Genomic DNA, 13,371 nt, shown 5'->3' on the forward strand with positions numbered 1-13,371 from the left:
GGTTAATGCTGACGTTCAATAAAGTGTCAGCTGATTAAAAATGGTGCGAAATTCTAATCTGATCTGGGGGCATTTGTAAAGCATTCTGCAACCCCGAACTGGTTAATTTCTGTCAAGGGCGGTAGTATGGCCCCCAATTACCATAAGTATAGAGGTTGTTATGCGTATACTGGGCATCGAAACCTCCTGTGACGAAACAGGTGTGGCTATTTTCGATGATGAAAAAGGCCTATTGGCACACGAACTTTACAGCCAGGTAAAACTGCACGCCGACTACGGTGGTGTCGTGCCTGAACTGGCCTCGCGTGACCATGTAAAGAAGACGATTCCGCTCATCAAGGAAGCGCTTAACAATGCCGGCTTGACGCCTGAGGATCTGGACGGTGTGGCATACACCGCAGGACCAGGCCTAGTCGGCGCACTGTTAGTGGGAGCGACCATTGGCCGCAGCCTGGCCTACGCCTGGGATTTACCGGCTGTTGCGGTACACCACATGGAAGGCCATTTGCTGGCACCGATGCTGGAAGATAACCCACCTGAGTTTCCGTTTGTGGCACTGCTGGTCTCTGGCGGTCACACCATGATGGTAGAAGTGAAGGGCATTGGCGAATACCAAATATTGGGTGAGTCGATTGACGATGCAGCCGGCGAAGCGTTTGATAAAACCGCCAAGCTAATGGGGCTGGATTATCCGGGGGGCCCATTGCTGTCGCGTTTGGCTGACAAAGGGACCGCAGGACGCTTTACCTTCCCGCGCCCGATGACTGACCGCCCAGGGCTGGACTTTAGCTTTTCTGGTCTTAAGACGTTTGCAGCCAATACTATTCGCGCCAACGATGATGACGAGCAGACCCGTGCTGATATTGCCTATGCGTTCCAGGAAGCTGTCGTCGATACCCTGGCCATCAAATGTAAGCGCGCCCTTAAGCAGACAGGCTTTAAACGTCTGGTGATTGCCGGCGGAGTGAGTGCTAACAAGCACTTGCGTGAGCAGTTGGAGACCATGATGGCGAAGATGGGCGGCGAAGTGTTCTACCCACGTACCGAGTTCTGTACCGATAACGGTGCGATGATTGCTTTTGCCGGCATGCAACGCCTGAAAAACCAAGAAACGATGGACTTGGGCGTAAAAGCGTACCCGCGTTGGCCTATCGATCAGCTAAAGCCGATCAAAGACGCGTAAGCCTTTATGCCTTGGTAACTTTATGCCTTGGTAAAAGGTATTGAGGTGAGATGATAAAGCAACCCCGTGACAGGCTGGAAATCAGTCTTGTGGCGGGGTTGTTTTGTTTCTGCGCTGGAATTTATTCCAGATCTTGCTTTCCTCGCCCTCGAGCAGGCGGCGGACATTGTCGTGGTGGCGAAAGACGATCAGGCACGAGAGCATAGCAACCGGCATGGTGTATTCCGGTTTGACCCACCAAGTAAATAGCGGTGCAGCCAGAGCGGTGACCATCGAGCCTAGCGAGGAATAGCCGGTAACCAAAACCGTTAGTAGCCATGTGCTGATCAACAAGCCACTGAGATCCCAGCCGATAGGAGCCAGAGCGCCCAGTGCGGTTGCGACGCCTTTGCCGCCACGGAAATGGAAGAATATCGGGTAGATATGGCCAAGGCAGGCGGCGATGCCGATGAACCCCAGCATGAAGGGGTTGATGCCGATAAAATAGCTCAGCCAGACCGGCAGCATACCTTTGAGGATATCGCAGACCAAGACGCTGGCTGCAGCACCACGACCACCGAGGCGTAAAACATTGGTGGCACCGGGGTTGCCCGAGCCGTTTTCACGAGGATCCGGCAGGCCGTACAAGCGGCAGATCAAGACCGCACTGGATATAGAACCCAGTAGGTAGGCACCGATGATGATCATGAGTACAAGTGGTGTCATGCAAGATCCTGTAGCTAGTGGCTATACGCCGCTGATTTTATCTATCGTCAGCCATGCTGCATGGGCTGGCATATGGTATAGTGCTCACCCGAAGCCATACAGGCAATACGATGATCATATAAATCAAGATCATAGTATATAGACGATTACGACCTGATAATACGCGTTTTTGCTCAAATTAGGTATCCGACCTCTAACATTATTAGCGATTGAACATGGATTCAGTATTTATCGAACATCTTGAAGTCATCGCCACCATTGGTGTGTATGACTGGGAACAGGAAATCAAGCAAAAATTGGTGCTTGATTTGGAAATGGCGCACGATAATCGTCCTGCCGCACAAAGCGATGACGTCGCTTATGCTCTGGACTATGCCGCGGTAAGCGATGCGGTGACACAGTACATTCAAAATGGCCGTTTCTTACTGGTGGAGCGAGTTGCCGAGGAAATCGCTAACTTGATCATGACCCAATTCTCCGTACCGTGGATCAAGGTGCGTGTGACCAAGCCGGGTGCGGTGGCCAATGCCCGTGGAGTAGGGGTGGTGATTGAGCGAGGAAGCAAGTGACCACTGTCTATATCAGCTTAGGCTCCAATATTGACCGCGAACGTTATTTGCAGGCCGGTTTGGTGGGGTTGAGCAAGCTGGGGACGGGGATGCAGGTATCGACCGTTTACGAAGCCGAGCCGGTGGGTTTTAGCGGGCCGAACTTTTACAACTGTGTCGCTGTCATCGAAACGTCTTTGTCACTGGATATGCTGTTGCAAGCGCTGAAGCAGTTGGAGTTGCAGCATGGCCGCTCGCCCGATGCGGCCAAAAACCAAAGTCGTACCTTGGATCTGGATATTCTCCTTTTCGGCGATACTGTGCAGAGCACCAACCCGGTTCTACCGCGTAACGATATTTTCAAGTTTGCCTTTGTGTTGCAGCCTTTGATGGAGCTGTGCCCCCACCGGGTGATCCCGGGGGATGGCCGTACAGTCGCCGAACTTTGGCATGATTCTCGTTTTGAACAGGCACTTTGGCCTGTCGAATATCATTTTGTCGTTTAGAGATTGTTATGAGTTACTTTGAAGCCTTTGTGCTGGCCCTGATTCAGGGGTTAACTGAGTTTTTGCCGATTTCGAGCTCGGCCCATTTGATTTTGCCGTCGGCCATTTTGGGCTGGGACGATCAGGGCTTGGCGTTTGATGTTGCCGTGCATGTGGGTACTCTGGCTGCGGTGATCTGGTACTTCCGCAAGGAAGTGGTTGCCCTGCTATCGGCGTGGATCAGCTCTATTTTCAAGAAAGAGCACAGTGCCGAGTCCAAGTTGGCTTGGATGATCGTACTGGCGACGATCCCTGCCTGCATCTTCGGTCTATTTATGAAAGACATTATCGAGATTTACCTGCGCTCGGCGTGGGTAATTGCCTGTACCACTATCTTCTTTGGCTTGTTGCTATGGTGGGTGGATGTGCGTGCAACGCAAAAAGATGATGAATACCAAGCTGACTGGAAGCGCTCATTGTTTATCGGTCTGGCTCAGGCTGCGGCGATGATCCCGGGTACCTCTCGCTCTGGTGCAACCATGACGGCCGCGCTGTACCTTGGCTTTACCCGTGAAGCGGCAGCGCGTTTCTCGTTCCTGATGTCTATCCCTATCATCCTGCTTGCCGGTGGTTACTTGAGCATGAAGATGGTGGTGAGCGGTGCTCCGATTCAGCTTGATGCGTTGCTGATTGGTATTGTGGTCTCGTTTGTCAGTGCTTATGCGTGTATCCATGCCTTCCTTAAGCTGGTAACCCGCCTGGGCATGTTCCCGTTTGTGGTATACCGCCTATTGCTGGGCGCAGGTTTGATCGCTTTCCTTCTGACTCAGTAATACCACAGCAATTTTGTAGTGATATAAAAGCCCGGCTTGAAGCCGGGCTTTTTATTGTTCAACAAGTTTTTCACCAAGCAGATAACCAGATGCTGATTAGCGTAATTCGACCAGCGCGGCTTTGACAGCCTCTGCACGGCGCAGCGCAAGTTGCTCCTTGATCTCTTTCCCCTTGAAACCGGCCTCGACAATAGGTTTCACCTCAACGCCCTGGGCGGCGGCAAAAGCGCCTTCAAAGATATCGGCTTGTGGGTAGGGATCATTCTCAAACCCGGTCCGGCCTCTTACATCGGCCCGGCAGCAAATGGCCAGTTGGGCGACCCGTTCCGGTTTACGCCAGGCATCAATTTGATCGAAGATATTGATGAACGTGCTGGGACGCAGCTCAGCAGCAAAATGTAACTTGGTGTGCTGGGCACAGACCATCAGGGCAACATCGCGGTATTCGTTTGGGACCCGCAGGCGCTGGCAAAGGCCACGAATGGCATCAAGCCCGGTATGGCAGTGCATTTTATGGCTGGGTAGCTCCTCTTTCGGGGTCAGGGCTTTGCCAAGGTCATGGACCTGGGCGGCAAAACGGATCACCTTTGATGTGCTGAGGTTGGCTGCCTGCTCGGCAACCAGCAGGGTATGGATGCCACAATCGATTTCAGGGTGCCATTTCTCCGGCTGGGGAACACCGAACAAGGCATGGATTTCCGGCATGATCACCGCAAGGGCACCACACTGGCGCAGAACCTTGAGAAACACTTCAGGGTTATCAGACTGCAGCGACTTTTCCCACTCGATCCAGACCCGCTCTGGGGTTAGTGCAGACAACTCACCGGCCACTACCATATCTTGCATCAGCGCCATGGTTTCGGCTGCAACGGTAAAGCCGAGATGGGCAAAACGGGCAGCGAAGCGGGCAACGCGCAGGACGCGGAGCGGATCTTCGACAAATGCGGGGGAGACATGGCGCAACTGGCGCAACTCCAGATCGCGCTGGCCTTGGTAAGGGTCAATCAGGCTGCCGTCTTCAGCCTGGGCAATGGCATTGATGGTGAGATCCCGGCGCATTAAATCCTGCTCCAGAGTGACATCAGGTGCGGAATAGCAGGTAAAGCCGGTATAGCCTTGGCCAGATTTTCGCTCGGTACGGGCGAGGGCGTATTCTTGTTTGGTCTTGGGGTGAAGGAACACCGGGAAGTCGCTGCCGACCTGGCTATAGCCTTGATCCAGCATTAGCTCGGGAGTCGCACCAACCACGACCCAGTCTTTGTCTTTTACTGGTAGTTCCAGCAGGGCATCTCGAACAGCCCCGCCAACTAAATACGTTTGCACTGATTTATCCTTTTTCGCTCTGACTGCAGACTGTTATAGGCCGAGTATACCAAACCTTGGGTGCACTCACGAATGGCTTGCGGCAGGTCGGGCTTTGGAGGCAAAACCCTTGTCAGCCCTCATCTGAAGGGCTATACATTCAGTTAAGGGACAGGTAACGTAGGGGGTTTCCCCTTCCAGGCCGACAATAAGAGATCAAAAGGCATGTACAAGGACTTTTTTGGGATCACCGAATCACCATTTTCTATTGTGCCCAGCGCACGCTTCCTTTATCTGAGTGAGCGTCACCGTGAAGCATTGACCCACATGTTGTCTAGCCTCAATGGAGGGGGCGGTTTCGGTTTGTTGACCGGCGAGGTGGGTACCGGTAAGACAACCGTCCTGCGTGCGTTGGTATCGCGATTGCCCCAGGAAACTCAGGTGGCGGTCATTATGAACCCGTCACTCTCGACCCGGGAGTTGCTAGCTAGCTTGTGCGATGAGCTGAGCATTGATTATACCGATGAGGCAACCATCAAAACCCTGACCGATGGTATTTACCAGCATTTGTTGGCCAACCACCGGGAGGGGCGCCAGACCCTGCTGCTCATTGATGAAGCCCAGCACTTGCTGCCGGAGGTGCTTGAGCAACTGCGCTTGCTGACCAACCTTGAAACTGACAGCGTCAAACTACTCAAGGTGGTGCTGGTTGGCCAACCTGAGCTGCAGCAACTACTGCAGCAAGACAGGTTGCGTCAGTTAGCCCAGCGGATCACCTCCCGCTACCATTTGCTTCCGTTGACAGAAGATGAAGTGCGGGAATATATCCACTACCGCCTGCAGGCGGTGGATTGTCTGCATGAGGTGTTTGCCCCTGCCCAGACCAAGCAAATTGCCAAGGCAACCGGTGGGATCCCGAGGCTTATCAATCTGGTGTGTGATAAGTCGATGCAACTGGCCCACCAACAGTCGACCCACTTGGTCAATAAAGAGTTGGTTGAGCGGGCGTGCAGTGATGTCCTGAGCTGGCAGTTACCGCAATATGCCGCTCCAGGTAATTCGGAGCCACCAGCTGCCACACGCAAGCCTTTGGCGGTTGCCTTGGCTGCAGGTATTATCACTGCCGTTGGCTTAGGCTACTGGTCTGGTATTTTATCGCAACCTAGCAGCCCGTCTTTGCCGGTTGAACCCAATGCTGCGGTGCAACCCTCTGCTGCAGCCACAGCTTCCGTTCAAGAGCCGGTGACAGCAAGTCAGCCTACCGCTTCTCAATCGATATTGGCACAGCCGGCCACCAAGTTCGTGCAGACAACCCCTCAGCAGCCAATGCTTCCACAGGTTAGCCCGCAGCGCCTATCTCCCCGGGATATGTGGCAGCAGGTGATCACCCAAGCCAGTTCTGAACGTTTGGCGATGCAGACCCTATACAAGCTCTGGGGATATAGCACCCAACTCAACCAGGCCAATTGTGAGTCTGGAAGCCGTGTTCAGTTAAGTTGCTTTAACGGTACGGGGTCACTGGAGCAACTGGCATTGATCAATCGCCCTGCGATTGTTGAGCTCCGCGAGCCGAGTGGGGAGAGCTATTTTGCGACCTTGTATACGATTGGCCAAGACCGGGTTGAGTTGCTATTGGCAGGGCAACGCTTTGCTGTTGGCGCCCAGTGGCTGGCACAGCGCTGGAACGGTGAATACACCTTGCTGTGGCGACCGCCGTTGGGAGACAAAACAGCGATCCGTTATGGCCAGCAGGGCCCAAGGGTTCAATGGCTCGATCGTCAGCTCAGCCAGTTGCTGGGTGTGATGCCTGAGAACCAGGATACCTTCGAGCAAGCCCTGCTCAACAAACTGCGTCGCTTCCAGCGGGCACAAGATTTATCGGTGGATGGGATTGCCGGGCCTCGCACCTTAATGGTGATTGATTCAGCTCTGAATTTACCGGGCCCGACCCTGCAACCGGAGAAAAGTTAATGTCGAAGTTATTATCTGCCCTAGCGCAGTCGGATGCCCAGCGTGCACCAGCAACGCTGCCTTCTGGCGCGGCATACCGCACAGGGCCCGCCCCAAAGCAGGCCAACCCTTGGTTGCTACCGGGTGTCGGCTTTGCCTTGCCGGTGATAGGGATGTTGGGATACTTGTTTTTCCAGCAACAACAAGCGGCCATGGCACCGCAGCTATATACCGCAGAGCCTCAGGTTGCTGCACCTGAGGCAACAGTACAACAGGTAACCACACCAGCACCTGATATTTTGCCTGAAGAGGTGCCTGCATCAGTGCTTGACGTCGCAGCGACTGTCATTCCGCAATATCCGCAAGGTATTGAGCGATTAGATTACCCACAGTTTTATGCCGAGCCTCTCCCTCGCCAAGCGGGACAACCGTACCGGGTGAGTTACACCCAAACATCATCGGTACCCGTTCAAGCCGCCAGTGAGCCTAATGGTTGGGATAGCGACCCCGTTCCGTTACCTTCCTCAGCTGATCCGTCACTCAATCGTTCGTCAGTGAATGCCGTAGATGACAGTTGGGATCTGGAGGCGCTGGATTACTCTGAGCTATCGCCACAGTTGGCAAGTCAATTAAAGGCTGCGATTGCGGCAACCGGTGATGGGGAAACTCTGCCGCAGTTGTTGCAGGAAGAACGGTTGCCGCCTATGCCAGAGCCCGAGGCTCCGCTTAAAACGGTTAATGTCGGTGATCTGCCGGCATCCGTACAAGATAGGATCCCACACCTGAATTTCCAGACCCACATTTACTCATCATCGGCGGATAGCCGCTGGGTCAAGGTCAATGGCAGCGAGGCTTATGAAGGGGATGAGATAGCTCCGGGCGTGGTACTGCGGCGGATTGATCCGCGTGAGGTGGTGTTCGACTTTGAGTCTTACTTGATAGCGATGCCAGCGTTGTCGGAGTGGTAATCTGGCCCGGAAGAAGTAATAAAAAAGGCAGCCTAGCTGCCTTTTTTGATCCTGCCTTATATCTACCTAAGAGATTATGCCCAGCCGTTGTTGCGCTTGCGGCGACGTGGGATAAGGTGAGGAAGAACTAGGCCGAATAGCAGGCCACCACCGGCAACCATACCACCGTAAGTGAACCAGCGCATTAGCAGGTCATCTTTTTGGGTATCCAGGCGGGCGCGCAGTTCGCGGATCTCTGCCTGTGAGCTCATTAGCTGCTCGTTAAGCTGGCCGTTCTGGGTTTCCAGATCCGTAATTTGTTCGTTGCGAAGCTTCAGCGAGTTCTGCAGGCTAGCGGTTTTCTCGTCGCCCGACTCCAGCGCTTCTTCCAACTGGGACTTCACTTCAGTCAGCTCTTTTTCTAGTGCAGGGAAGCGTACTTTCAGGCCTACTTGGGTCGAAACGAAATCAGAGTTAACCCAGCCGGTGCGGCCGCGGTTATCACGGATTTTACTAAAACCTGTGCTGCTGTTGGTTTCGAGTAGATCGACTTTGGTACCGGCATTCACGCTACCCATGATACGGTATTGCGTACTTGGGCCGTTGTGCATGTAGGTAAATAGGTTGTCGGAGATATACCGAGTTTGTTGGGCCTGTGCAGGCATGGTCGCCATGGCACAAGCGAATAATAGTAAGCTGATTAGCTGCTTCACAATTTGATTCCTTGGGGGAGAGCCTGTTTTTCTCTAAGAGAGGAAGTCTAAGAATTTTGTGCGTTGGGTGCAAGAAAAGAGGGAGGCATAGCCTCCCTCTTTTGATCTTGAGCCCGCTTTGACGGTGTTTAACCAAACACAGCTTGCATTACGTAGAAGAAAATGACTGCAAGCAGAGCGCCGGCCGGCAGGGTTACCACCCAAGAAGCAACAATGTTGCGTACCACACCCAGGTTCAATGCCGCGATACCACGGGCAAAAGCAACACCAATGACACCACCAACCAGTGTCTGAGTCGTTGAGATCGGCAGGCCTGTGCCCGATGCCAAAACAACGGTAGAGGCAGTTGCTAGTTGGGCAGCAAAGCCACGGCTTGGTGTCAGTTCGGTAATACCTGTACCAACGGTGGCCATAACCTTGTGACCCATTGTTGCTAGGCCGAGAACAATACCGAAACCACCTAGTGGCAAGATCCACCAAGCAATTTGACTCTTGGCTGTGATTTCACCCATGTTCTGAACGGTAGTGACAACGGCAGATAGAGGACCGATAGCATTGGCTACATCGTTAGAGCCGTGGGCAAAGGCCATCGCACAAGCTGTAACCACCATCAGCACGCTGAAAATACGCTCAACACCGGCATATCCATTGCTATCAACGGTCGAACCGTCGTCTGTGAACTTACGGTTAATATAAATGTAACCTAACATCATTACAATGAGGGACACAGCAACAGAAGCTAGCCATGCTTCACCGCCTGAAAGGTGAAGACCTACGTGTTTCAGACCCTTTTTGATCGTAACTAGAGCGATTACGATTGTGGTAATGAACATGTAGATAGGCACGAAGCGCTTAGCATTGATTACTGGATTATCAGTATCGAAGATAAGGCGCTGGGCGCTGATGAAAATAGCATAAGCAAACAGCCCCGAGATCAACGGTGTGATAAGCCAACTGCCGACAATACCCTGAACAGAGCTCCAGTCAACTGCGTCAGTACCGACTGAAACACAGGCAAAACCGATGATGGCACCAATAATGGAGTGAGTAGTAGATACCGGCCAGCCCATGTAGGACGCAACCAGTAACCAAGTACCAGCAGCCAATAGGGCTGACATCATGCCGTACACCAATACTTCCGGGTTGGCAGCATATAGCGAGGTGTCGATAACCCCTTTGCGGATGGTATCTGTAACTTCACCACCTGCTAGGTAAGCACCTGCAAACTCGAAGATCATCGCAATGATGATTGCTTGTTTAACCGTCAGTGCTTTAGAACCGACCGAGGTACCCATGGCGTTGGCAACATCGTTTGCGCCAATACCAATAGCCATCAATAGACCAAAAAAAGCCGCCACCAAAATAAGAATGGTGCCGTAGTTAGCCAGGATTTCCATTGTAAAACCTTGTTTTTGTTACACTCTTTCGCTTATGAGCGCGATAGCATGATTTCAAGACGAGAGCCGACACGTTGTGCCTGGTCAGCGATAGCACCAACCCACTCGAGAATCTTGTAAAGGAACATGATATCCACCGGACTGAGTTGGTCTTCGATGGACATGAGCTGTTGGCGAAGCTTGATCTGCATGCTGTCGGTATCGTCTTCGATAACGTCAAGCTGGTTAATCATCTCAGCCACGAGCGTCACTTCTCTGCCTTTAAAGCCTGTTTCAAGAAGCTCGTCCAGTTCGTTGATGACACGGTTCGCCTGATTGGCGGCGTCAAGGCAACGTTGAACGTAGGCGATAAAGTCAGGATACATTTCGGAAGGAATTTGAAGCTGGCGACCCAAGACGCGGCCCGCAATGTCTTTCGACAAGTTGGCAAGCTTATCTTGCTGGGTCAGTAGACCAAGCATGTCAGTACGATCGACTGGCATGAAAAGGCCACGAGGAAGCTTCAGACGGATTTCTCGCTTAAGCACATCCGCATCTTTTTCAAGCTGGGAGATCTGCTCGCGCAGGACAGCCGCCTGATCCCAATCACCCGCCTTACAGGCTTCGAAGAAAGGGACAAGCAGTTCGCAACACTCATTTACACGGGTAACGTGACGTTGCAGGGGTTTGATCGGGGACTTAGCAAATAGCCCCATAATAGTATTTACTGGCATAGCCGAATAACCTAGAAAGTGCCTTAAATGGCTAATTCTTGAGCGATGGTCATTAAGGCGCGCATGGTAACGCATAAGTAAGTATAGGGGAACTAATTTCGATCAAGGTTTTGTTTATATTTCATGCTTGCCCCGGAGTGCAATTGCCAATATCCTTGGTTTGCCACTGTTTATAGGTAGAACTATGGAAACTGAGATAGAACTGAAGTTTTTCGTCTCACCAGAATTTTCGAGCCAGTTACTGAAAAAAATATCTGAAGCGAAAGTTCTGCAGCAAAGTCGTCGCGAGTTAGGCAATGTCTACTTCGACACCCCAGACCAAATTCTTCGCCAGCACGATATCGGTCTTCGGATCCGTCGTTTTGATGATGTATTTGTCCAAACATTGAAGACCCACGGCCGCGTGGTCGCCGGACTGCACCAGCGTCCGGAATACAATGCCGAAACCAACAGCACCGATCCTGATCTTGCCCTGCATCCAGCTGATGCCTGGCCGGAAGGGTTTGATGTTGAGCGTACCCAGCAGCAACTTGCGCCGCTTTTCTCTACGGACTTCGTCCGCCAGCAATGGTTGGTTGCGATGCCCGATGGTAGTCAGGTCGAACTGGCTTTTGACCAAGGGGAAGTGAGTGCCAATGGTGAAACGACGCCGATCTGCGAAGTCGAGCTGGAGTTAAAGTCAGGTCAAACTGATGCCTTGTTTACTTTGGCCCGTGAATTGTGCGCCGATGGTGGCATGCGCCTCGGTAACTTGAGCAAAGCCGCAAGAGGCTACCGTTTGGCGGCAGGCTACCTGGGCGATGAAGTGACCCAACTCGAGCCTGTCAAACTCGACGGTAATGAGTCGGTTGAAACAGTGTTTGTCAAAACCCTTGAACATGCACTGGGTCATTGGCATTACCATGAACAAATTTTTGCTGAGCGCCAAGAGCCAAAGGCATTGGTTCAAATCCAGCAAGCGCTTGGCTTGATTCGCCAAACCCTCGTCACTTTCGGCGGTATGATCCCGCGTCGGGCCAGTGCCCTATTACGCCAGGAACTGCAGTGGCTAGAAGGAGAGTTGGACTGGCTAGGTGATGCAGAAGGCTTGGAGTATTTGCTGGCTGAAAAAGGCCATGCACTGAAAAAGCTCAATGCCCGCAAGCAATTGGTCAAGCAGCTCGAGGTTGTTCAAGCGGAACTACCAGACGACAACGACATGTTGCTCCTGCTCAGCTCGGCACGTTACTGCGGTTTGCTACTCAACTTGAGCCGTTGGATCTTAAGCCGTGGCTGGCAGCCGTTCCTCGATGATAAGTCCCGTGCCCGCTTGGCCGAGCCGGTTAAAGGCTTTGCTGATAATATGCTGGCGCGTTCGTGGCAGGAATTGCTTGATGTTTTTCCGGCTGAGCGTCAGCTTAACCGAGTTGATTATCTCGACCAGCAGCCGCGCTTGATCCGCAATTTGATGAGTGGCTTGAGCTTTGCCTCCTTATATGAAGAGGAAAAGCGAATGGCTTTCCGCATGCCGTGGCTCGACCTGCAGCAGGGGATTGAGGATCTTCGTCACCTGGAACCTATCCGCCAATTGTCGGGTGAGCAGGAAGACGAAGAGGATCGCAGCCAGATAGAAAAATGGCTCCAGCGCAAAGAGGAGTCGTTGATCCATGCGATGGATCAGACCCGCCAGATGGGTATCGAGCTCATGCCATACTGGCCTTAACAGGCACTATGCTTTAGTGAAAACACCCGGCGAATGCCGGGTGTTTTGTTATGGGCTATTTGTTGTGATTGCTCTCTTCCAGCTTTTTTTCAATTGTTTCAAGGCGCTCAATTAACCGTTGTTGGTTAGCCAGCATCGTTTGCCACTCTCGTTCGTGGCGGGCATCATCCTGCTCTTTCTTCTGCTCCGGATCGGAGATAATGGAACTCACCAGGCCGGCCACCATACCAAACAAACCTACCCCACAAACAATAATGACCGCAGCCAGCATTTTACCAAGCACTGTCACCGGGTAGTGGTCACCATAGCCGACAGTGGAAATGGTGACGAACACCCACCACAGGGCATCACTGGCATCTTTGATATTGGACTCTGGGACTTTACCCTCGAGAATCAGCATCAGGGCCGAGCCAACCGAGACCAACACGGTTAATAACAGGAAGATGCTGGCAACGGTTGCTTCGCGGCGGTTGCTACGAATTTGGTTAAGAACATGTTGGCTTGAGCGGATCAGCCTGATCACCCGGAAGATTTGCAGTAGGCGGGCAAAACGAATTTGCTCGATGATCGGGATACTGGCGATGAAGTCAATCCAATGGGTTTTGAGGTAAGTGGTTTTATCCTTGCTACGAAAAAAGTCCGCTAATAACTGGCACCAGAATACCAAACAGATAAAGGTATCGATGCCGAGCAGCAACAAGTAGCCATTACTCTCCTTGGGTAAGAAGATCATGGTCGTCACAATGGTCAGTGATAGAAACGACAATACCAATGACATCAGGCTCATCGGATTAAGCTCATATTTGACGGGGTCGATCTTTTTCATCATTAAATTTTTGTACTGCGCAGCCGATAGATAGAATGTGATGTATTGTTTCGGTGCGAAAAATAAA

13 protein-coding genes are annotated in these 13,371 nt (G+C 52.3%); 7 read left to right on the plus strand and 6 right to left on the minus strand.

What is annotated here, in order from left to right:
- Positions 1-160 precede the first annotated feature (160 nt).
- Positions 161-1,183 (plus strand): tRNA (adenosine(37)-N6)-threonylcarbamoyltransferase complex transferase subunit TsaD, encoded by a 1,023-nt coding sequence (gene tsaD, locus BIZ37_RS04950; RefSeq protein ID WP_107299593.1) that lies wholly within the window; start codon positions 161-163, stop codon positions 1,181-1,183.
- Positions 1,184-1,264: 81 nt separating this feature from the next.
- Here tsaD and plsY read toward each other — a convergent pair whose 3' ends face one another.
- Entirely contained in the window at positions 1,265-1,888 is a 624-nt protein-coding gene (gene plsY, locus BIZ37_RS04955) for a glycerol-3-phosphate 1-O-acyltransferase PlsY (RefSeq protein ID WP_107299592.1), read from the minus strand.
- 215 nt (positions 1,889-2,103) lie between these two features.
- Between plsY and folB the strand changes: the two genes are divergently transcribed.
- Genes folB through BIZ37_RS04970 form a run of 3 tightly spaced genes read left to right on the plus strand, consistent with a single transcriptional unit; the run spans position 2,104 to position 3,754 of the window.
- Positions 2,104-2,457 (plus strand): dihydroneopterin aldolase, encoded by a 354-nt coding sequence (gene folB, locus BIZ37_RS04960; RefSeq protein ID WP_187460556.1) that lies wholly within the window; start codon positions 2,104-2,106, stop codon positions 2,455-2,457.
- Positions 2,454-2,942, plus strand: coding sequence for a 2-amino-4-hydroxy-6-hydroxymethyldihydropteridine diphosphokinase (folK, locus tag BIZ37_RS04965; protein ID WP_107299590.1), 489 nt, complete (start codon positions 2,454-2,456; stop codon positions 2,940-2,942). Before folB ends, folK begins: the two co-directional genes overlap by 4 nt.
- An 8-nt stretch (positions 2,943-2,950) precedes the next feature.
- Positions 2,951-3,754 carry an undecaprenyl-diphosphate phosphatase gene (locus tag BIZ37_RS04970; RefSeq protein ID WP_107299589.1) on the plus strand — a complete coding sequence of 268 codons (804 nt, stop codon included), beginning with the start codon at positions 2,951-2,953 and terminating at the stop codon, positions 3,752-3,754.
- A 96-nt stretch (positions 3,755-3,850) separates the two neighbouring features.
- Here BIZ37_RS04970 and BIZ37_RS04975 read toward each other — a convergent pair whose 3' ends face one another.
- On the minus strand, positions 3,851-5,077 hold the full coding sequence (locus BIZ37_RS04975) for a multifunctional CCA addition/repair protein (RefSeq protein WP_187460557.1): 1,227 nt from the start codon (positions 5,075-5,077) through the stop codon (positions 3,851-3,853).
- A gap of 204 nt (positions 5,078-5,281) precedes the next feature.
- On the opposite strand from BIZ37_RS04975, the gene BIZ37_RS04980 reads away from it, so the two are divergent.
- Together BIZ37_RS04980 and BIZ37_RS04985 are read left to right on the plus strand one after the other, a co-directional pair.
- The gene (locus tag BIZ37_RS04980; RefSeq protein WP_187460558.1) at positions 5,282-7,027 is read left to right on the plus strand and encodes an ExeA family protein; all 1,746 of its coding nucleotides are present in this window, start codon (positions 5,282-5,284) and stop codon (positions 7,025-7,027) included.
- Positions 7,027-7,974, plus strand: a complete 948-nt coding sequence (locus BIZ37_RS04985; RefSeq protein ID WP_187460559.1) for a general secretion pathway protein GspB — start codon at positions 7,027-7,029, stop codon at positions 7,972-7,974. Before BIZ37_RS04980 ends, BIZ37_RS04985 begins: the two co-directional genes overlap by 1 nt.
- 74 nt (positions 7,975-8,048) lie before the next feature.
- Here the strand turns inward: BIZ37_RS04985 and BIZ37_RS04990 are convergent, their stop codons facing one another.
- From BIZ37_RS04990 to BIZ37_RS05000, 3 genes are all read right to left on the minus strand, one after another.
- Positions 8,049-8,666, minus strand: coding sequence for a TIGR04211 family SH3 domain-containing protein (locus BIZ37_RS04990; protein ID WP_107299585.1), 618 nt, complete (start codon positions 8,664-8,666; stop codon positions 8,049-8,051).
- Between the two features lie 128 nt (positions 8,667-8,794).
- Positions 8,795-10,063: an inorganic phosphate transporter gene (locus BIZ37_RS04995; RefSeq protein WP_187460560.1), complete on the minus strand. Its 1,269-nt coding sequence runs from the start codon at positions 10,061-10,063 to the stop codon at positions 8,795-8,797.
- 32 nt (positions 10,064-10,095) lie between these two features.
- Positions 10,096-10,776, minus strand: a complete 681-nt coding sequence (locus BIZ37_RS05000; protein ID WP_039456252.1) for a TIGR00153 family protein — start codon at positions 10,774-10,776, stop codon at positions 10,096-10,098.
- 184 nt (positions 10,777-10,960) lie between these two features.
- Here BIZ37_RS05000 and BIZ37_RS05005 point away from each other — a divergent pair, with 184 nt between their 5' ends.
- Positions 10,961-12,478 carry an inorganic triphosphatase gene (locus tag BIZ37_RS05005; protein WP_187460561.1) on the plus strand — a complete coding sequence of 506 codons (1,518 nt, stop codon included), beginning with the start codon at positions 10,961-10,963 and terminating at the stop codon, positions 12,476-12,478.
- Positions 12,479-12,533: 55 nt separating this feature from the next.
- Here BIZ37_RS05005 and BIZ37_RS05010 read toward each other — a convergent pair whose 3' ends face one another.
- Positions 12,534-13,304, minus strand: coding sequence for an ion transporter (locus BIZ37_RS05010; protein ID WP_187460578.1), 771 nt, complete (start codon positions 13,302-13,304; stop codon positions 12,534-12,536).
- Between the last annotated feature and the right edge of the window lie 67 nt (positions 13,305-13,371).

Origin of the sequence: Photobacterium sp. BZF1 (assembly GCF_014349205.1) — a bacterium.
In the GTDB taxonomy this organism is placed as follows: domain Bacteria; phylum Pseudomonadota; class Gammaproteobacteria; order Enterobacterales; family Vibrionaceae; genus Photobacterium.

Excerpts from the sequence above, each read along its gene's own strand:
- tsaD (WP_107299593.1), top strand. The coding sequence starts at position 161 with ATGCGTATACTGGGCATCGAAACCTCCTGTGACGAAACAGGTGTGGCT.
- plsY (WP_107299592.1), bottom strand. The coding sequence starts at position 1,888 with ATGACACCACTTGTACTCATGATCATCATCGGTGCCTACCTACTGGGT.
- folB (WP_187460556.1), top strand. The coding sequence starts at position 2,104 with ATGGATTCAGTATTTATCGAACATCTTGAAGTCATCGCCACCATTGGT.
- BIZ37_RS04970 (WP_107299589.1), top strand. The coding sequence starts at position 2,951 with ATGAGTTACTTTGAAGCCTTTGTGCTGGCCCTGATTCAGGGGTTAACT.
- BIZ37_RS04980 (WP_187460558.1), top strand. The coding sequence starts at position 5,282 with ATGTACAAGGACTTTTTTGGGATCACCGAATCACCATTTTCTATTGTG.
- BIZ37_RS04985 (WP_187460559.1), top strand. The coding sequence starts at position 7,027 with ATGTCGAAGTTATTATCTGCCCTAGCGCAGTCGGATGCCCAGCGTGCA.
- BIZ37_RS04995 (WP_187460560.1), bottom strand. The coding sequence starts at position 10,063 with ATGGAAATCCTGGCTAACTACGGCACCATTCTTATTTTGGTGGCGGCT.
- BIZ37_RS05000 (WP_039456252.1), bottom strand. The coding sequence starts at position 10,776 with ATGCCAGTAAATACTATTATGGGGCTATTTGCTAAGTCCCCGATCAAA.
- BIZ37_RS05005 (WP_187460561.1), top strand. The coding sequence starts at position 10,961 with ATGGAAACTGAGATAGAACTGAAGTTTTTCGTCTCACCAGAATTTTCG.
- BIZ37_RS05010 (WP_187460578.1), bottom strand. The coding sequence starts at position 13,304 with ATGAAAAAGATCGACCCCGTCAAATATGAGCTTAATCCGATGAGCCTG.